Genomic DNA, 19,728 nt, shown 5'->3' on the forward strand with positions numbered 1-19,728 from the left:
TCTACTTAAAAAAGGAGCACCTATGTTAATTAAATTGATGCTGGGGGTCCGTCAGTTCCAAGATGGATCTTTTAAACAAATGGAAGGCATTTTCAAACAATTGAGCGTAGGTCAAAGCCCTGAGATTTTATTCATCACTTGTTCTGATTCACGTTTATTACCCAATCTTTTAACGCAAGCAAAACCCGGTGATTTATTTGTCATTCGTAATGTAGGCAATATTATTCCCCCTCCTCATGTTCCATCGAGTGAAGCTGCCGGCCTCATGTTTGCTTTAAGTGAGCTTCATAGCATAACGGATATTATTATTTGTGGTCATTCACACTGCGGGGCAATGAAGGGTTTATTAACCCCCGGTCTCAATGAGCGTTTACCGGAAGTCGCCTCCTGGCTTTCTCATTCACATTCTGTCTTAAAACAAATGAATGATTCTAATGATTTTCATTCGGAAGATTTCAATTTAAAAGTACTTCAGGCTACTAAGCTAAACATTCTGACTCAGATGGAACATTTAAAATCCTATCCATTAATTGCCGAAAAATTAAAAAATAAAGAACTCACTCTTCATGGCTGGTTCTATGAGTTTGAAACAGGTGAGGTTCTTGTTTATGAATCGAGTCTTGATGACTTTGTTCCACTTGAAAAAGCATTAAGCTTTGCCATCTCTACACGGAGGGATAAAATTATTGAACATGTAGCAATGAACCATTTAGAGCCCTTAACTAACCCCCAGACAGCACATGAATACAGGGAGCTAATGAAATTATTTTTACTCCTTGAAAACAATTTATTACCTATTTGGAAAACAATAAAAGAAGAAGTTACTAAAAAAGTCTGGGCAGAATTAGGGGGATTATATTCCAGCATGGATGATGTCCATTTTAGGAATATGGTGGAAGAGGGTTATCAATTAAAACTTAGGAATTTGAAAGATTTTCAAGAAAACATCTCCGAATCCATGGGTTATCAGAATTATATGCGTAAAACTATGTATCATTCATTTTTTGCACCAATTCCTAAATCAACTCCAGAGGCGCTCGGCAGTTTTTTAAATTTTAATCACTAAACAATCATAAAGGCCAGAGCATTCTGGTCTTTACTGGAAGTGTTATTCCTTAAAAAACTTTTACTGAAACTTAGTTCTAACCAATATCTATTTAATTTACAAAATAAAATTTTTAGTCTAAATACTATTAACAAAGGGATTTTTAATTTGGGTACTTATGAAAAAATGGCCTGTATTTATCCTATCTTTAGTGGTGCTTATCCTCATAGCTTACTATTTCATTGGTTTCGCAATAAAAAGCACTCTAAGTAAAAATATAAACTCAATGCCTAAAACCTCCGCATTTAGTGTCTACCTTAATAAATACCATCGTGGCTGGTTTTCCTCTCAAGCGGTATTAACACTTAAGATGTATATCCCAGCTCAAAGTACAACTGATAAAGATGGGGTTACTAAAACAGAGCCGCCGGTTGATTTAAATATGGATATACCTATCCTCATCAAACATGGACCTTTTTTAACAACACCTAATGGCATACGTTTTGGATTAGGTCTCATTACAACGCAACCTGAAACTCATTATGAAGCTTTTATAAATTACCTGAATAAAACAGTGTTCAGATATACGCTTCCTTCTTTTTCCCTACAAGGTAAGATTGGACAAAATGAGGGAGATTTTCAGTTCGACTGGCAAGGTTTAACCTCCTTGATGTGCGTTTCTTCTAATCTTGATCATATCGATGGAAACTTAAGACTGTTAGGATTGAACGGGAAAGCCAGTAATCCTGCGAACAATCAAAGTAATGTTGTTTTTAAGATTAGCGAAATCACTTATGATTATAAATTTAAAAGACACCAAGAATGGTTATGGCTTGGCCAAACCCGTTTTAACATTCCTGCTATTGCAGTGAATCTAGCTGGTGCAAAAAACTTTGAGCTTAATGGATTTGATTTCTCAGCAAGCTCTTACACAAGTAATGATGTACTGAACGTCGACCTTAGACTGTCGTTGCAAAAATTATTTACTAATAATCGGAATTATGGACCAGGCATTTTACACTTGAATTTTAGGAATCTGGATCCAGACATTGTAGCGAAAATCAATCAACAAGAATTTAATATAATTCAAAAGAATAGCGACCCTAATCTGGTTTCACTAGCATTCGCAACAGAATTACCTAAACTCGTTGCCAAAGGGGCCGTATTAGAACTTTCTGAGATGTCCTTGAGTTTACCAGATGGGAAAATTATAGGTAATTTTAGATTATCCGTACCTAAAAGTGATGGTAATGACCTAGCTCAAGTAATGCAAAAGATGCAGGGTGAGGGTTGTTTTAAGGCACCTAGAACTACAGTAAAAGCACTGATGACCGCATCGATTAAAAGTGATCTCACCAACAATTCCAACAATTCCCAAGCCAATCCAGAGACCCAAGTAACGTCATCTGGCTCAACAAACCCAACACAAATCTTGTCTAACCCTGACAATGAAGCAGCAAATAAGGCAGAAAAAATACTCCAAGATCTTGTTAACAAAGGTGTTTTAAAGATTGAGGGAAACGATTATGTATTGACCTTTAAACTAGAAAATCAAAAGATGATTGTAAATGGTCAGCCATTCACTCCCGATATGTTGAAATAATTGATACTTATTACCTTAAAGGCCCCTATTATAGGGGGCTTTAGTTACATTATAGGGAGATGTTTCGGAACGGGATGTTCTGAAGTATTACGATTAACGTAGGTATCTACAATAGATGTTAACAAACCAATCTTATCTACCATAGGCATATCAGCTGCTAAAACCCCTTGGGTTATACCCTCAAATATTTGAGTCAACTCAGGTGAAGATTGGTTTGAATTTGATTTTTTCTTAGCAAGGTATTCTTTCTGAAAAGCCAGATAAATTCCCTGTATTATGTCGGACACATCTTTTTGAGGTACAAGTTCCATACCCTGTTCGTCTTTTGTTTCCGTATCCTTTAGCCCGTTAAAGGTTATTGCTGTAGGTGTTGTTTTAGGAGCGAAAAAAGTAATGTTCTTGTTAGGTCTTACTTTTATTTCAGATATTTTTTCCTCGCTTCTTTTAAAGTTAACTTCTAACCAGTTGACATAACGAGAAGGATCCTCAACATGAAAGCAAAATTTATTATGAGTACATTCCTTTTTAATATTCTCACCTTTTTCAATGCGAGCCACATGATTTTCAACCACAAAGTATTCTCGTGTTGCTTCAAACGGAGGTAAGATACTACCTGGATAGATAACAAAATTATAACCTAAGCTAGCCCCTAACAACATAATAGAAGGACTTTCTTCAGTAAGGTAATGTTGAGAACGGAGAAGGGAGGTTTTGGGGTCATCCCCTTCTTGGGAATGACGACTCACAAAATCGGCACTTGTTTTGTCAATGGCTATTTTGAGCCCTTCTACAGAGCTATAAAGAGGCATTATTTCTTCTAAAGTTTTCTCAAAATTATCTTGAGCAACCCAAGTACGCCAACGCATTATTTCAAAATTTTTGCCTTGCTGCGCTGCTAGCTTATTGATAATTTCGATTTTTTCATCCATTGTAGAACAAGGATAATTATTATTAAAACTTTCTGGAGTCAGCCCTAAAGGTTCTAAAAAAGCACTAAGATTACTTTTTAAATATTGCTCACCCAACTCTATGGCTTTCTTTTTAAGAGTATGTTCATCCTCGCCGGATGGGGATCCCTCCATATTATGCCAATAAATTTCATCAGCTATCAAAAATGTTGCTTTACCTTGAGCACCTGTATAATTAACACCCGTTTGGTGCACAGCAACAGCTTGTTGCACAATGGCTTTTAAATATTCACCCGTACAATACTCGTTTCCTTTAATGCTTAAAAGGATTAAATCTTTTGTAGTCTTCAATGAAGGAAAACGACTTTTACTGTTATCTTTTGAATCAAAACTTGCGGTAATAATTTTGCCGTGTTTTGGACCTCTAATTTTTGGCATCTAATATTTCCTTAGCGTTATTTCTCACACTTCTGTACGCTAGTACTTCACTCTATTACTTTAAAATTATTTAAATCATGATGTTACGTACTTAAATTAATTTTTTTTATTTTTATAATCAAAGTTTTTTACTGATCAATCAGAAAATTATAGACATAGTATAATGCATTTTGAAAAAAAAATAACCAATTTTTTTATAAATAGTTTATAATATCCTCACTAATTACTTTTAAGAGCCAGATTATTTGGAGATTACTATACTCTTTAAGAGTGAGTCCATTTAATATACTGTCGCTCAGCAATATTTTTACTTAATAATGCAGCTATTTTGATTATTAAGTCATATTATATGGTGGATAATGGATTCAGAAAAAATAAAAGAATTGTACAAAATTATTAATCAAAAAGACGAAGAAATTCAGAAGTTAACTCGTTCTCTCGAAGATGAAAAACTGAAATTCAAAAATGAATTACAAGCGGTTCACGATTATTATGAAAATATAATTGCATTAATGCCTGGACATGTTTATTGGCTTGATAAAAATAATGTTTTTTTAGGTTGTAATGATCTCCAGGCTAAAAGCGCTCGTTTAAAATCCAGGAAAGAAATTGTTGGAAAAACCAATTATGATATGCCATGGAGAGATCAAGCAGAAGAATTGAATAAAGTCAATACCTTAGTTATGGAAACGGGTATACCTCACACTGCAGAAGAATACGCAGTTATGGCAAATGGAATGGGTATTTATTATTCCCAAAAAGTCCCTTTACGGAACCAAAAGAATGAGACTGTTGGGGTTTTGGGTATTTCTCTGGACATCACCGAACGCAAAAAAATGGAAGTTGCCCTGCGTCGTGCCAAGGAAAACGCTGAGGTTGCAAATCAGGCTAAAACTGAATTTATTGAAAACATGAGTCATGATATCCATACCCCATTAAGCGGTATTGTTGGGATGTCACGGCTTTTAGAAGAGAAAGCAGAGGATCCTGAAAGAAAACAATATGCGCGTTGGATCCACGAAAGTGGAGAACAATTATTAGACTTATTAAATGGTGTAATGGAAGTTGTTGCGGCAGATAATCTCAGGGAAAGTGACGTCCACGAAGAATTATTTGAACTACGCAAAAGCATTAACGATATCGCATATCTTGTGCAACCCAGTCTGGAAATGAAAAAAATTCAGCTGAATATCGAAATTGATGATACAGCACCAAATAGTTTTATTACTGATGGAACAAAATTACATCGAGTTTTATTAAATTTAGTAGGAAATGCAATTAGGTTCACTGATGCAGGGATTGTTACCATTAAAGTTGAGACTCTTTCTCATGAAAATAGTTATGCCCAGTTGCGATTCAGTGTAATCGATACCGGAATTGGTATCCCCCATGAATTAAAGGATAAAATCTTTGACCGCTTCTTTCGAGCTATGCCTTCTTATAAAAGTCAGCACGGTGGTTATGGTGTGGGGCTTCATGTTGCCCAAAAATACTTAAGCCTACTCGGCGGAGAGATCCATTTAGAAAGCGAAGTAGGAAAAGGCTCTTCTTTTTATTTTAACCTCACAATGAAAATTGGATATAACGAGATCAATAACCTCAGCTATAACGAAACAAAATCACCGCAGAATCAATCCGTATCGGATGCCCCGCTTATTCTTCTCGTAGAAGATAATATCATCTCCCTACACATGATTGAAAATGTTGTTGAACAAGCAGGATATCCATTTTATTCGGCAATCGATGGCGAACATGCTTTAGAGTTGTTAGAAACGAACAACTTTGACTTAATAATAACGGATATAGGGATATCTGGTATTTCAGGTAGAAATCTAGTTCAGTGTGTTCGGGATAGGGAACAACGTGATAAAAAAACTCCTTTGCCAATTATTGGATTAACTACTTCCGGTGAAACAGGAAATAATCCCGCGTGTGCAGAAATGAAGAAAGTATTAACCAAACCGATTCATTTAAAAATGCTTCAGGAAGTAGTTAATGGACTCAATTTAGTCACTTCAAAACAAGGAAAATAAGTGGGTCGAGGCTCTTTGATTCTAGCCTGGCTGAAGCCCGCTCACCTTCTTCCTACTTGACGCATCTTCTTCCCTATCGCGCAGATTGTCCAGGGATCTATAATCCTCCAATATAATGCTCCCGCAGACAAATCGTGGAACATAGGTAAGAAATTTAGAACTTAAACAGTGCGTAACATTTCGTAGCGCTATAAGATTTTTATCGAGTTTCAAAATAATTAGTATCCAATGGGTAACAAATCCAACTCAACGTTGAGCCGATGTAATTCACTTCAAGTGTCGTATGATTCAAGGCAGATAATTCAGGTTGCTTGTCCATATAGCATACCTGCCGTGCTCCATTTAAATTGACATAATAATATGATTTAGTCGATTTATAATCATTAGGTACATAGTAAACATCACCTTGTTTTTCCAAAAAAATAGGAGTACCGGTAATTACAATTTTACTAGCATAGGAAACCACGTTGATCATCGTAAACGAAAAAATAAATAAGAATAATTTTTTCATAATAATTTCACTCCTTGAAATGAACTTAAATGATCCTGATTAAGTATAGAACAATAAATTCACTTAATATCATTGCATTACGATGACGGAGCGGAATCGAGCTTTATTGGACATCATATCGTTAAAAGCTTTGTCCGCTTGTGCAAGTGAATATGTTTGAATGATGGGACGAATTCCGGTCAATGCACAAAACTGTAATGTTTCTTCTATATCTATTGCACTACCAGATGGCCAGCCTTTAATCGATCGATTATTACCAATAAGCTGAGTTGAAATAACTTCAATTGGATCATTAGAGGCTCCCACAATCAGAAGCTCTCCTTTATTTCCTAAAGCATTAATTAAAGGAGTAATTGATTTTCCACTAGGAGCAGTAGCCAGAATAACTCGAGCACCGCCTAATTTTTGTAACTCGAGAACGACATCTTGCTCATTAGAATTTAAATAAATATGAGCACCTAACTTTTTAGCAAGTGTTTCTTTGTCAGCACCTGAAGAAAGGGCAACTGTTTTAAATCCCATTTTATTAGCAAATTGAATTGCTAGGTGCCCAAGGCCCCCTACTCCTTGTATTGCCACTAAATCACCCGCACGAGCAACGCTATGTCGCAGTGCATTAAATGTTGTTATCCCTGCACACATTAATGGTGCCGCTTCAGCAAAGGAAAGCTCATCGGGAATCGATGCCAGGGCTTCTAAAGGAGCTATCATATATTGTGCATAGCCACCATCATAATGTAATCCGGTAATCTGATGATGTTCACAGAGAATAAAATCACCATGTCGACAAGGGAGACATTGTCCACAACGTGCTCCAGCCCAACCGACGCCAACCCTTTGGCCTGGTTTCCATTTGGTGCAATTCGGCCCAATTTCGTCGATTATCCCAGCTATTTCATGCCCTGGAATTCTAGGTAATTGAAGATCCGGCCATAAATTTTCTTTCACAAATAGATCTGAATGGCATACGCCACATGCTTCAACTTTAATACGAACTTGATTTGCTTCCGGCTTTACTAAGTTTTTTTCAACAGTTTCCCATTCTCCAGATTGATTCACCTGAACTGCGATCATTCTTTTCATTGCTCATATCCTTATGCCAGTCAAAAATGGATGGTTACCTTGCAGGTTAAAGCCCTACTCTCCTGATTGTAGACAATTCATGCAGAATTTCACGATGAATATCTATTTCGCATCTATATCCATAGCGAATTATCCCTAAAATCTAAGAAAAATTTGAGCGCGGATTTTTAGATGTTTTACCCCTTGAGAAGGATTATAATGCTTAAATATGCTTGAATGACAATTGCTTACTTCGATACGGGAATATTATGAATACTCTGGATTGGCTAACAAAACTTATCGCTTTTGATACGACCTCACGCAATTCCAATTTATCACTAATAGAAACATTAGCTAATGCATTAAATGATTATCATATTAATCCCATTTTAATTCATGACAATAAAGGTCTTAAAGCAAATTTACTTGCAACCCTCCCTGATCGGCATGGTCACCTCGATGGGGGTCTTATTTTGTCTGGCCATACCGACGTAGTACCCGTGGATGGTCAATCATGGGATAGCAACCCATTTCAAGCAACGCTCAAAAACGAGAAAATATATGGTAGAGGAGCGTGTGATATGAAAGGCTTCATTGCTGTAGTTATGACTCTCATTCCACAGTTGAGAGCACTTAATCTAGATTTTCCCATACATTTGGCTTTTTCTTACGATGAAGAAATTGGTTGTCTTGGCGCACCAAGCCTTATTGAGAAAATGACTCATTTAAATTATAAACCCAAAGCATGTATCGTAGGTGAACCCACCTCAATGCAACCGGTGATCGGGCATAAAGGCATACAATGCTATCGCTGCCAAATTCACGGAGTGGCGGCCCACTCTTCACTCACCCCTCAGGGATGTAATGCGATAGAACATGCTGCATCATTCATTACTTATCTTCGCCATATGGCGGATCAGCTCAAAACTCAAGGACATCATGATACCTCTTACGATGTACCCTACACTACAATTTCCACCAACCTCATTCAGGGTGGAAATGCTTATAATACAATTCCCAGCCTGTGTGAATTTGTTTTTGAAATTAGAAACTTAGTGGCAGATAACCCAGAACAACTATATCAACAAATCATGAATTACCTAAATGCCCAACTAATTCCTGCTCTACATAAAGATCAAGTGAGCGCACATCTGAGTCTAGAAACACTCGCTAAAGCACCAGGACTGGATACACCCTTATCGGAACCTATTGTGCGTGTTGCCCAGGCCATTTGTCAGACCGAAGAACTATTAAAAGTCGCTTATGCTACTGAAGCAGGATTATTTCAACAAGCAAAAATACCCACGATTGTTTGTGGCCCCGGTAGTATTGAACAAGCACATCGTGCTAATGAATTCGTAGAACTGGAACAATTAAATCGATGTGAACAATTTATTCTCAAACTGGTACAATCACCTTTTCTTAGAAGCTCTGAATAAAAAGTTGCTATTGCTCATATAAAATGTAAAAAAATGATAATTCTATATATCCCATTCCATGAACATAATGATCTCGTTTCCAACGCAATCCATTGGAAAACAACACTTAAAGATCAAAAAATACTCATCTTACAACATGGCAATCCAATCAATTATAAATCCATAAAGCAGGAGCAGCTCACCATTTATATACTTGCACACGGGGTTAATCATTTACTAGAGTATTTTCATTTGGCCAGCACTTATCCGATTAGCAGCCAAACGGCCTACTTGAGTATTGATAAAATAGCAGATCGTTTTAATTCTGATTTTGTCTATGTACATTCTAAAGTTAGGGATATAAAGCTTTATTTTTGCAACAATCAAGGTAATCAGAAAGCTATAGCAAAAGAATTTCACAAAAATATAGTCTTATTTGACGCGGATATTGATTATTATACTGGCACCCTTTTTTGTCCTTCCCTGAATAATAAAAAGTATTCTTTTTTTCATGGTCAATGGTATACCAGTTCAACAGTACGGGAGACTTTATATAAAGAGCCTTGGAATGATCCAGACGAAAAAATAAATATAAAAACCCAAACTATGCTAAATTTTTTTGCAGAGGCCAAACAAAAGCGCATTGATTTAATCGTCCAAAGGCGAAAAAAAGCATATCATGAACTATTGATGCAAAAGAGAAACAAAGAGTTGGATAATCAAAAGCTAAATAATGAAGAAATGAACGACACAGGAGACCACTTTCTGTCCTTAGGATAGCCTAGGATATTGATAATTTAGCGAAGTTGAGAAATCATTCAAGCTATTGTTTTTAGGGTAAAAATTAACCACCTAATGCCAAACATGCAATTGCCATATATGTTCTAACTCTATTAAAATAACATGGATAAACCAAAAGTAAGCGTATTTTCACTGGCCTCCTGCCCTAAACTGTTAAGAATCGTTTTATAAGAACCATAGGCTTGCTCACGCTCAAATTCAACGGTAAGATTTAAACCTGGGGTTAAGCGATAATAAGGTCTGATCACATAGCGCATTTGATTTAATCCGTTTCCAACTACTCCATCTACCGTTTTAGTGGCTAGAATACTACGGACACCTAAACGCAAAAAGAAATTATTCGTTATTTGTGTGTCTCTAGATAATTCCAAATCGAATTTAGCACTTCCCTTGTAGTAATAGTTACGTAGATTGGTCGCAATAAAATAAGGCATAATCCCTTCTACACCAATACCTGGTTGCCAATAAGGTGAAACAGCCGGTCGATTAAAATAATTTGCCCCGCCTTTTATTGCCCAAAATTGACTGATTTGATGCCAGTAAAAAATGTCTATATCTGCATTTTCCACCTCTCCTTCACTAAGTTCCGCATCATTGGCAAATAACTCTAACTTATTATAATCGGGCCCATATAAGCCAAGATAGGTCAACCGTTGGACATTATTGAAAGGATCTTCGCCAATATCAAGTGAACTAGCAAAATAAAATCGTGCATGATGACCTGCAGGATGAGAAATTAAAGACTTGTTTATTGGAACGAGTTCATCGACTCTGACAATCGGTCTATTATAATAACCAGTCTTTGCAATTTCGTATTCGGGCTTTTTAAGTCCTTTTGCTACTTCTAAAATCGTTTCATATTGAAAAGCTCGTGCCATTCCGGCCATCATATGATAGAGATGATGGCAATGAAAAAACCACTGACCACTCGCATCGGTGTCGAAGTCTGCTACCGCAGTAGCGCCGGGTGGAACATTAATGGTATGTAATAAAGGGTCATAAGCCCCATGGCCATTACGCAGTATAAACCAGTGACCATGAATGTGCATGGGATGGCGCATCATAGAATTATTGGTAAAAATAATTCGATAACGCTTCCCAGGTTCAATTAAAATGGGTTTGGCTCTGTATTCAGGCAATCCATTAATAAACCATATAAAACGGTCCATATAACCAAATAATTCCATCCGAATAACCCCATCCACGCTTCGGTTTGGGTTATTGGTTTTTACAGCAGCTTTTAAATCTTGATATTTGGTTCCTAGTGTCTTAGAAGATGTTTTTTTATCTATAGGAGTTATGGCATCTCCAATAATGGTTGACTCTAAAGGCATACTCATGGGTTTATCCATGGCCATATCCCCTTCCATACCCATTGAGGTCTTATCAATGTCAGAGAAGTTCCTCTGCGGATGCCCCATAGATGACATATCCATAGATGACATATTCATTGAATGGCCCATCGGCATCCTATTTTTTTCCATTCCGTGCATCTTAGATTCTGTTTGCCCATGCTTCATCCTGGCATGCGATGACATCGAATCATGATTCATCCCTGACATCATCATATTAGCCATCATTTGGCGTGTAGTGGGCTCAGGTTCGGGAAAAGGAGGTATTGCTTTATAATCTATGGCTTGGTTAAATGATGTGACTAAAGCGCCAACCGCTGCTCCTACAGTATCAATAGATTCAGCATAAATAATATGAGGCGTATTTTTTTTAATCGCGACCAGAACATCATATGTTTCTCCAGGAGCAATATCAAAACTTTTCAGCGTAAAAGGCTTAACATCATTGCCTTGCACATGCATCATTTTCATTGTTGTATCATGAATTTTCACCCGAAAAATGGTACTGGCACCAGCACCAATAAATCGAAGACGAACAACATCGCCCACCTTAACCGGCGCCTTCCAGGGATTGGTTTTAGGGTGACCATTCAATAAAAACGCGTCGTAGGCTACATCGCTGATGTCATAAATGCTCATACGCATTTGCTGCATCATTTTATAGTCATTCATAAGGGCTTTGCGCTCCTTAACATTAGCTCTACGATAATCGTGAATAAACTTAGCTAAGGAAGGCTGCAGGGGAAGGTTTGGTGAAAAATAATCCCCATCCTTCTTTAAATTAGCAAAAATTTGGTTGGCGGGATAATTGCTCCAATCCGATAAAACAACCACATAATCCCTAGTATAAGAATAAGGAACCGGTGTTTTTGGATCAATGAGAAACGCCCCATAAAGTCCTTCTTGTTCTTGCACATCTGCATGGGCATGATACCAGTAGGTCCCTGCTTGATGAAGTGTGAAGCGGTAATGGAACACTCCGCCGGGCGGGATCGCTTTTTGACTAATATTTTCCACTCCATCCATTTGCCAAGGTACAAGAAGCCCATGCCAGTGAATTGATGATCCCTGATCTAATTTGTTGTAAACGTTGATCCTAACGTGTTCTCCTTCCTTAAAATGAAGTGTCGGTGCTGGAATTTGATTATTTACAGAAATTGCGCGTCTCATCTTCCCTGCATAGTTCACCATTTTATACTCTATCACTAAATTGATAGTACGCTCTTTATTGACAGCGGGAAGCATAGCCCCATGAATTACTTTTTTTCTTATGCCTTTTTTTATCTTAGAGGGAATATTTGGGGTTGATAAAGTGATGCTGGGTGGTGCATTCGTATGATGTTCATGTTGTGCTAATAAAAAACTAGGAAATAAAAATAGAACAAATGAAACAATGATTAATTTTAATTCTCTTCTTGGCATATCACTGTATCCTTGATTATTATGTTCCATTTTTCTTTTGGTGATAACGTCTTTCAGAGATACTCACTTATCTCAGTGATGATATGATAGGTGGTAATTATTTTATTTGAATAAAGTCTTTATTGAACCAAGTTTCTATAAAAATAACTTTTTTACCATAGACTTATGCTAATAAGCAAATGGATATGAATTGGTTGCTATTCAAGCATATCCTACTTGCAAACTCTTTTTGGCCCGCTTCAAAGATAGCCCTGACTCGCTTAGTGGATACCAACCCATTATATTTCCAGATAAAGTGTATGTTGCATATGTTAAAAAAATTGGGGACGGTGGCTTAGAAGCTAAAGTAGTTTAGAAATAAACCATCTTCATTTTCTTACATTGATTTTGGTAGGCCGTATAGGGATCGAACCTATGACCAAGAGATTAAGAGTCTCCTGCTCTACCAGCTGAGCTAACGGCCCTTATAAATGGAACGGTTAACATTAGATTATTAACTGTTAAAATACTAGCTGATATCGATAAATTTTCCAACTACTTGAGAGACCATATCAAACAACATGTTTCCTAGATCTTATATGAACTCGAAGAGAAGCAAGGGAATCCCGCAGACTTGCCACGGGATGAGGATTAGGGTCCCACACATTAATCAGCAAAGCTCTATTTACGCTTAACTCGGAGACTCTACAGGATAGAGCTTTGGGAGGGAATATTTTTCTCGATACGCAAGGAATAGAAAACCGATAACACCCATTGCCAGAGTCACAGGGATAACCCCTATTCCATAAACAAAGGCTCCTGCTTCACGAATACCCCCATTTTCATTGACTACAAAACCTATAATCGTGTGGAACGCATAACCAAAAATCATGATTATCATATTCGCGATTGCCGTAGTGAGGCCAGCAAGATGCTCTGGAACATAAGTAGACACCTTATAAATAGCCAGAATCTGATAAGCACAACACATTCCGACCAATATAAAAGACATCGTGATACTGGATACATTTAACATACCTGTAACAAGCGCAGTAAAAATTAGACACATCGTTATTCCTGCTGCGATGATTGTACCTAGGTAATATCCTGATTTTTCGGCAATCAAACTTAATACTGGGGAGCCAAAACACATTCCTATAAAAATCATTGAAGGTAAATAGTTTGCTGTTGAGGCATCTAAACCATATACCTGTTTTAAAAAACCAGAGCCCCAGACATCAGAAAAACCTTCAAGAGGGCCTAACATAAACCCTGCAAAACAGCACATAAGAATTACTTTTTTGTTGGTAAAAACTGTTTTGATGTTAGCAAGAACGGATGTATGAAAAGTTGGTTTCTCATCAGGGACAATAAAATAAGTTACACAAGCAAGGACGAGGCCAAGAGCAATAAATACTTCAACGACCATTTTATAACCCACAGCATGACACATATAACTAACAGGACCGCCACCATAAACAGCACCTATAAGCCCGATCATTACTGAAAAACTAAGCATTCGAGAAAAGTGCTGCTCTTTAAATGTCATACGTATTATTTTAAATGTTCCCAAAATTGCCGCGGAGGACCCAATACCAATAAGCGCTCTTCCTATAAGTGGATACATCCAATGATCCGCAAAGATAAGCGGCAACAAGCCAATAACTGGAAGCAAAATGCATAAAGTCATTACTTTTCTCGGCCCAAAACGATCCAGCATAATACCGATTGGCAAATGCATTAAAGAGTAGCCAAGATAATAAACCCCAGAAAATTGCCCAAATACTGTCGCATCAATATGGAATTGCGAAGTAATATCATCCATCATAATATTGGGCATAACCCTAAGAACATATTGATATGCATAAAATATTGACGCAATAAGCCAGACAAACCAGGCAACAACTCGTGATGTAGACATATAAATCCTCAAAAAAACAAGCAGCTAATAGAAGCACTTTGATTACAACCTATGCATTAGAAAATCATTTTAATGCATTTGTTTTGAAATTTTATTGCAAATATAGGGAATTATTTCGATTATTTAGATTTTAATTTTAAATTATTAACATTTATTGGATAAAAATGCTAATATTTAAAATATTCATGTTATTTTTAAAAAATTTATGGATCGTACTGATAAAAAAATATTAGATATCCTGCAGTCGAATTGTCAAATTAACAATCAAGAGCTTGCCGATATGGTAGCGTTATCCCCCTCTCCTTGCCTTCGTCGCGTCAAATTGTTAGAAGATAATGGTTATATTAAGAAAAAGGTTGCTCTTCTTGAGCCCGAAAAATTGGGTTTAAAGTTATCTGTGATTGTGTTAGTTGGATTAAATAGCCACCAACCCGCAGTCATGAGTCAATTTGAGGAAGCAGTTCGTTTTCTACCGGAAGTAGTACAGTGTTATTTAATAACCGGCCAATCTGCAGATTACGTTTTAAAAGTAATCGTACCGGATCTCAACGCATACCAATCGTTCTTATTAGATAAATTGACACGTATCAATGGGGTGACGAGTGTACAATCAAGCTTTATATTAAGAACTATTTGTGAAACAACCACACTTCCACTCGATCATCTCGATTAAATTGTTCCTCTATGCATTTTGGAAGAATTAAAAGAGACATATTCACCAACTTACTTTTTAAAAGTGTTATAGTTTTCTACTTAACCAATTGAAAATTAGAATTTTCTCATAATTAGCTCTCCTCATATTCCCAAGTTATATAATTTAAGGTAATACTTAATTCAAAGCTTCATTGTGTATTTATAAAAAAGAGCAGGTAGCAGGTGTTCGCTGTTTTAAACTGCATACTTGTCATTGGTAAAAGGAAATAAAATGACAAAAACAGTCGACTATCTACTTCTTGGCGGCGGCCTTTCTTCTGCATTTGCAGCCGACACATTAAGAAAAGAAGGCGCTACCGGCAGCATTACTATTATCTCGGAGGAACCTTTCCTTCCCTATCTGCGTCCTCAGCTTGCCAGAGGGTTTCTGACTGGAAAACGAAAAAAAGAACAATTTATTATATTCAATGAAAGCCACTATATAAAAAATGATATTGATGTCTTACTCCATACCAAAGCTTTGTCTGTTGATCCGAAAACCAAAACAGTGAGAACAGACCATGCTGGAACTTTTAGTTTTAAGCATTTACTTATTGCCACAGGCTGTGCCCCTAAAATAGTTGACCTACCAGGAAGCAAGCTCGATAAAATCTATTATTTGAAGACGATCATGGATGCACAGCCACTCATTCATGAAATAAAACAAGCAAAAAATGTAGTGATTGTCGGAGGAAGCTTTATTGGCATCGAGATCGCATCTTTGTTGGTTAAAAACAATGTAAAAGTCACGATTATCGCAGAAGAGTTTCATTTATTTAATGTAAGTTCCTCTGCGGAAGTAGCTACTTTTATAACTAGCAATGGTGTGGAAGTACTTCTTCATGAAACGATAAAACAATTTAATGGTAAGAACAAAGTTCAGTCAATAGAGACCAATACCGGAAAAAATTTAGCATGTGACTTTGTACTTATTACCGACAAATATTTTCCTTCTATTGAGTTTCTTCAAGACAGTGGAATTCAGATCGATGATGGCATTGTTGTGAATCAATACCTGCAAACCAATAAAGAAGGAATTTACGCTGCCGGAGATGTTGCTAATTTTTTTGATCCTGTATTTAGAAGATATCACCGAAACGGAGGGGTTGATAATGCAATCAAGCAAGGAAAAATTGCAGCATTAAATATGATGGGAATGAGAAAAAGCTATAACAGTGCTTCTTATTTTTATCTGCACGCATTTGATAACTACATTGAGATAATTGGTGATACAGCTGATGCTACGGAGCGCATAGTAAGAGGTTCAATTAAAGAAAGAAACTGTGCCTTGTTTTATCTAAAAGATGGATTATTACAAGGGGCTTTTTTTTCAGGACGTCCAATCGAAGAAATTAAAGCGGCCGAATCCCTGATCATCAATCGAGTTAATATAGAGTCTCATAAGAAAAAGTTATTTGATATTAACTACCCCCTGGAAGAAATTGCAATTCAAACAGTTCTTACCCTACAAGGTGGTGGCGCTCTTGGTGCTTTTGAGTGCGGAGTGGTTAAAGCAATGGAAGAACATGGAATTTACCCAGATATTGTTTCTGGGATTTCTATTGGTGCCTTTAATTCTGCAATTATCGCCGGAAATCCCAAACATGCTACTGAAGCCTTAGAAGGTTTTTGGAATGATCTCGCTCAGGATATGTTCAATGTTTCTGATGAACAAATACGACGTATTCTCGCTTCCTGGCATACAATAATTTGGGGGGCACCCAACTTTTTCCTCCCAAGATGGTCTATGCCGATTTTCAGTGTGGATCAATTACCCATTCACTGGACAAGTTTTTACGAGACCTCATACGTTAAGGATCTCTTACGCAAGTACATTGATTTTGATAAACTAAAAGACAGCCCGGTTCGATTATTGGTAATGGCCGTTAACGTTGAAACATCTGAATTTGAAACTTTTGATAGTTATACAGATGACATTACCCCGGATCATATTCTAGCCAGTGGAAGCTTACCTCCAGGATTTCCATGGACAACCATTAATAATAAACATTACTGGGATGGTGGGATCATAACTAATACCCCTATTGATTCAACACTTGAGGTCTGTGGTCAATCCAACAAAAAAATCTATATTGTAGAACTCTATTCACGAAATCGCTCGCTTCCAAAAAATATGATTGAGGTTCTTTCAAGAAAAGATGAGATTTTATTCTCAGAAAAAATAAGAAAGGACATACATACTACTGATCTTATCAATAATTACAAAAAATTAATTGAGCAAATTTTAAGCTATTGTGAACCTAGTCTAGCAGAAGAAATTCGACACTTCCCCACTTATATTCAGACAATGGGTGATCCAGGGATACAATCCATTACCAGGATTATACGAGAAGTAGGCGGAGATGATCCCTGTGCATGGGATTCTGATTTTTCAAGGGAAACTATAGAGCAACATAAAAAAAATGGTTATGAGGCCATGAAAAATGTATTAAAAAAAGAGGTCTTAGCAAAGCGTAAACAATAAGGATCATCATGCTCTGGGCCCTAATTTCTTTATTTTTTTTCTGGCTGGTTTTCCGGGAGCTCACGGGTCGCTTACCTATATCTCCAGGTTATCTCATCGTATCACTGAGCCTGGCTTTGTTGTTTGCATGGCCTCCATTTCACCACTGGCGTTTCGAGCGTTTTTTAACTCATGTGGCGAACCAACTCACTGAAGGGCGTCCTGCAAAAGTTCATTGTAATACCTTATTTGATACACTTTTTGATGAAGAACCAAGAGTGTACGGCCATGCTGATCCTAAAACCGGATACATTGTCATCCAATATCCCAAATGCTCCTTATTAATGAGTTATGTAAAGCATCCTCAACGTGCAACCCTAGATGAATTGATCAGTTTGAATATTTTAACTCATGAAAGCATGCACGTACGTGGAGAATATAATGAAGCAAAAACCGAATGTGAAGCAGTACAACGAAATTATCGTACTGCCAAACTGCTGGGAGTACCCGCTAATATTGCGAAACAAAATGCTCTTGATTATTATAAAAATTTTTACCTTGCACGCAATGATGGTTATTTCTCAAAAGAATGTGCTCCCGGTAAAGCAATGGATGATCATTTAAAGGATTCAACTTGGGATGAATCAGTACCTTAATGCAGACCAAGATGACCCTCAGCAAACAACCGCGGTAAAATCTGTTGCCCCAAAATTGAAGCAAATTGGTATCCGCTCGTCTTGAAATGAGCATCTAACCATACCAAATAATCTATCTCATTTCCTGGAATAGGCGTTCTTTCAATACTGACAAAATAAGTCCGCATCACTAACAATGCATCTTCATAAATGGCCTTTGCTTGGAATTCTTCATAAGGCCTAATCGATCGAATACTGACATTTAACTCTTCTGATAATTCCCTTCTCAATGCCTCCTCATCCGTTTCTCCAGGCTCAATCTTACCTCCTGGCACAATATATTCATTGGGTGGTTTTCCTCGTTTATGCACTGCCAATACCCGATGCTGGGCATCAAAAATTAATGCTCCCGCTTTAAAGATCGTTTTTATTAATTGATGCATTTTCTAATATCCTCCAGTGAACTATTTAATTCGTTTAAAATGGCTGTCGAAGGATTACTAATAGCACGCTCGGATGTAGTAAAAACCGCATCACAGTGTTCACATTGATGTTGTTGATGTGGAACTACTGCGAGTAGCTCCTTATCAAAATGAGCATGGAAACAACTAGGACAATGGATGCTGGTTAAACAAAGTCGAAGTTCAGGAATTGCTTTTTGTATTTGCAATGTACGGACCATTTCAATATCCAAAAGCATCCCATTTACCCAAACCTCGCTATATGTATTATCAATAACTCGCTTATTTTCGGCATTGTAAGCATGAACATGGATAGCGCTTTCTTCCAAGCGTTTTGCAGTCCAAATAATCGAGGGATTAGATCCCCAAATCTGAAATCCACCTGGATATTGGGTATTATCTAAATTTATTTTTCGTTTGGGCATTGTTGAGGGTCTTTTTACTTGATCATCAAGCATCTCTTTGAATCGAATAAGCGGATTTACAACACAACGCGTACTAGACAAGGTTGAATTTCCACAAAAACTACAATAGTGTTCAAAAGAAGGACGAACCGAAGCTAAGTCCTGATCAAGCAATTCCGAGCCACAATGACTACAATTCAAACTTACGATTTCCACATCAAAAATCGAGCTCATGGTGTAACTCAAGGCACTCGCTTCGGTAATTATCACATTTTTTTGTTGCCAGACTAGCTCAACTTCAGGGTACGATTGATCAATTATTTTTTTACCCGAATGAGTCATTCTTGCATGAATATGGACCCCACGATCAAATTTCTTACTATGGCAATCGAAAACAGCAGGTAAAGCACCCCACGCCGCTACGCCACCGGGGAAATTATCCAGATTTATTGAAATAGGTCGATGTCTTAAAATTGAAGTGTCATTTAGCATATGAGATACCTTAACAAAAATAAATTAAAGTATCCCTCGCCCTACAAGTTGAATAAAACATTACAAATCGGGAGGAATCGAGAATA

15 protein-coding genes and 1 tRNA gene are annotated in these 19,728 nt (G+C 37.1%); 8 read left to right on the forward strand and 8 right to left on the reverse strand.

The features are described 5' to 3' along the window. Positions 1–22: 22 nt before the first annotated feature. Together ACWTE2_RS03765 and ACWTE2_RS03770 are read left to right on the forward strand one after the other, a co-directional pair. Complete coding sequence (locus ACWTE2_RS03765; protein ID WP_454784204.1) at positions 23–1,066, forward strand: carbonic anhydrase; 1,044 nt, start codon at positions 23–25, stop codon at positions 1,064–1,066. Positions 1,067–1,223: 157 nt separating this feature from the next. Beyond that, on the forward strand, positions 1,224–2,648 hold the full coding sequence (locus ACWTE2_RS03770) for a YdgA family protein (protein WP_454784205.1): 1,425 nt from the start codon (positions 1,224–1,226) through the stop codon (positions 2,646–2,648). A 44-nt stretch (positions 2,649–2,692) separates the two neighbouring features. Here the strand turns inward: ACWTE2_RS03770 and ACWTE2_RS03775 are convergent, their stop codons facing one another. After that, complete coding sequence (locus ACWTE2_RS03775; protein WP_454784206.1) at positions 2,693–3,994, reverse strand: hypothetical protein; 1,302 nt, start codon at positions 3,992–3,994, stop codon at positions 2,693–2,695. A gap of 359 nt (positions 3,995–4,353) precedes the next feature. On the opposite strand from ACWTE2_RS03775, the gene ACWTE2_RS03780 reads away from it, so the two are divergent. Continuing rightward, positions 4,354–6,027, forward strand: coding sequence for an ATP-binding protein (locus tag ACWTE2_RS03780; protein ID WP_454784207.1), 1,674 nt, complete (start codon positions 4,354–4,356; stop codon positions 6,025–6,027). Positions 6,028–6,226: 199 nt separating this feature from the next. Here the strand turns inward: ACWTE2_RS03780 and ACWTE2_RS03785 are convergent, their stop codons facing one another. Both ACWTE2_RS03785 and ACWTE2_RS03790 read right to left on the reverse strand, forming a co-directional pair. Continuing rightward, on the reverse strand, positions 6,227–6,538 hold the full coding sequence (locus tag ACWTE2_RS03785) for a hypothetical protein (protein WP_454784208.1): 312 nt from the start codon (positions 6,536–6,538) through the stop codon (positions 6,227–6,229). Positions 6,539–6,607: 69 nt separating this feature from the next. Then, positions 6,608–7,621 (reverse strand): alcohol dehydrogenase, encoded by a 1,014-nt coding sequence (locus tag ACWTE2_RS03790; RefSeq protein ID WP_454784209.1) that lies wholly within the window; start codon positions 7,619–7,621, stop codon positions 6,608–6,610. Positions 7,622–7,869: 248 nt separating this feature from the next. On the opposite strand from ACWTE2_RS03790, the gene argE reads away from it, so the two are divergent. Further along, complete coding sequence (gene argE, locus ACWTE2_RS03795; RefSeq protein ID WP_454784210.1) at positions 7,870–9,039, forward strand: acetylornithine deacetylase; 1,170 nt, start codon at positions 7,870–7,872, stop codon at positions 9,037–9,039. Between the two features lie 33 nt (positions 9,040–9,072). Further along, the gene (locus ACWTE2_RS03800; RefSeq protein ID WP_454784211.1) at positions 9,073–9,798 is read left to right on the forward strand and encodes a hypothetical protein; all 726 of its coding nucleotides are present in this window, start codon (positions 9,073–9,075) and stop codon (positions 9,796–9,798) included. A 113-nt stretch (positions 9,799–9,911) separates the two neighbouring features. Here ACWTE2_RS03800 and ACWTE2_RS03805 read toward each other — a convergent pair whose 3' ends face one another. The 3 genes from ACWTE2_RS03805 to ACWTE2_RS03815 all read right to left on the reverse strand — a co-directional run bounded on the left by ACWTE2_RS03805 (position 9,912) and on the right by ACWTE2_RS03815 (position 14,493). Next, a complete protein-coding gene (locus tag ACWTE2_RS03805) occupies positions 9,912–12,593 on the reverse strand; it encodes a multicopper oxidase domain-containing protein (protein WP_454784212.1) in 2,682 nt (893 codons plus the stop codon). A gap of 388 nt (positions 12,594–12,981) precedes the next feature. Next, positions 12,982–13,057: transfer RNA gene (locus ACWTE2_RS03810), tRNA-Lys, on the reverse strand. A 206-nt stretch (positions 13,058–13,263) separates the two neighbouring features. Next, complete coding sequence (locus ACWTE2_RS03815; protein ID WP_454784213.1) at positions 13,264–14,493, reverse strand: MFS transporter; 1,230 nt, start codon at positions 14,491–14,493, stop codon at positions 13,264–13,266. A gap of 205 nt (positions 14,494–14,698) precedes the next feature. Here ACWTE2_RS03815 and ACWTE2_RS03820 point away from each other — a divergent pair, with 205 nt between their 5' ends. From ACWTE2_RS03820 to ACWTE2_RS03830, 3 genes are all read left to right on the forward strand, one after another. Continuing rightward, the gene (locus ACWTE2_RS03820; protein ID WP_182391172.1) at positions 14,699–15,166 is read left to right on the forward strand and encodes an Lrp/AsnC family transcriptional regulator; all 468 of its coding nucleotides are present in this window, start codon (positions 14,699–14,701) and stop codon (positions 15,164–15,166) included. Positions 15,167–15,418: 252 nt separating this feature from the next. Beyond that, positions 15,419–17,671 carry an FAD-dependent oxidoreductase gene (locus tag ACWTE2_RS03825; protein ID WP_454784214.1) on the forward strand — a complete coding sequence of 751 codons (2,253 nt, stop codon included), beginning with the start codon at positions 15,419–15,421 and terminating at the stop codon, positions 17,669–17,671. Between the two features lie 8 nt (positions 17,672–17,679). Continuing rightward, complete coding sequence (locus ACWTE2_RS03830) at positions 17,680–18,306, forward strand: hypothetical protein (RefSeq protein WP_454784215.1); 627 nt, start codon at positions 17,680–17,682, stop codon at positions 18,304–18,306. Here the strand turns inward: ACWTE2_RS03830 and ACWTE2_RS03835 are convergent. Both ACWTE2_RS03835 and ACWTE2_RS03840 read right to left on the reverse strand, forming a co-directional pair. Next, the gene (locus tag ACWTE2_RS03835; protein WP_454784216.1) at positions 18,303–18,728 is read right to left on the reverse strand and encodes an NUDIX hydrolase; all 426 of its coding nucleotides are present in this window, start codon (positions 18,726–18,728) and stop codon (positions 18,303–18,305) included. The two genes, ACWTE2_RS03830 and ACWTE2_RS03835, sit on opposite strands and share 4 nt — an antisense overlap. After that, entirely contained in the window at positions 18,716–19,642 is a 927-nt protein-coding gene (locus ACWTE2_RS03840) for a hypothetical protein (protein ID WP_454784217.1), read from the reverse strand. Before ACWTE2_RS03840 ends, ACWTE2_RS03835 begins: the two co-directional genes overlap by 13 nt. Positions 19,643–19,728 lie beyond the last annotated feature (86 nt).

The organism is Legionella nigrisilvae (assembly GCF_977063395.2).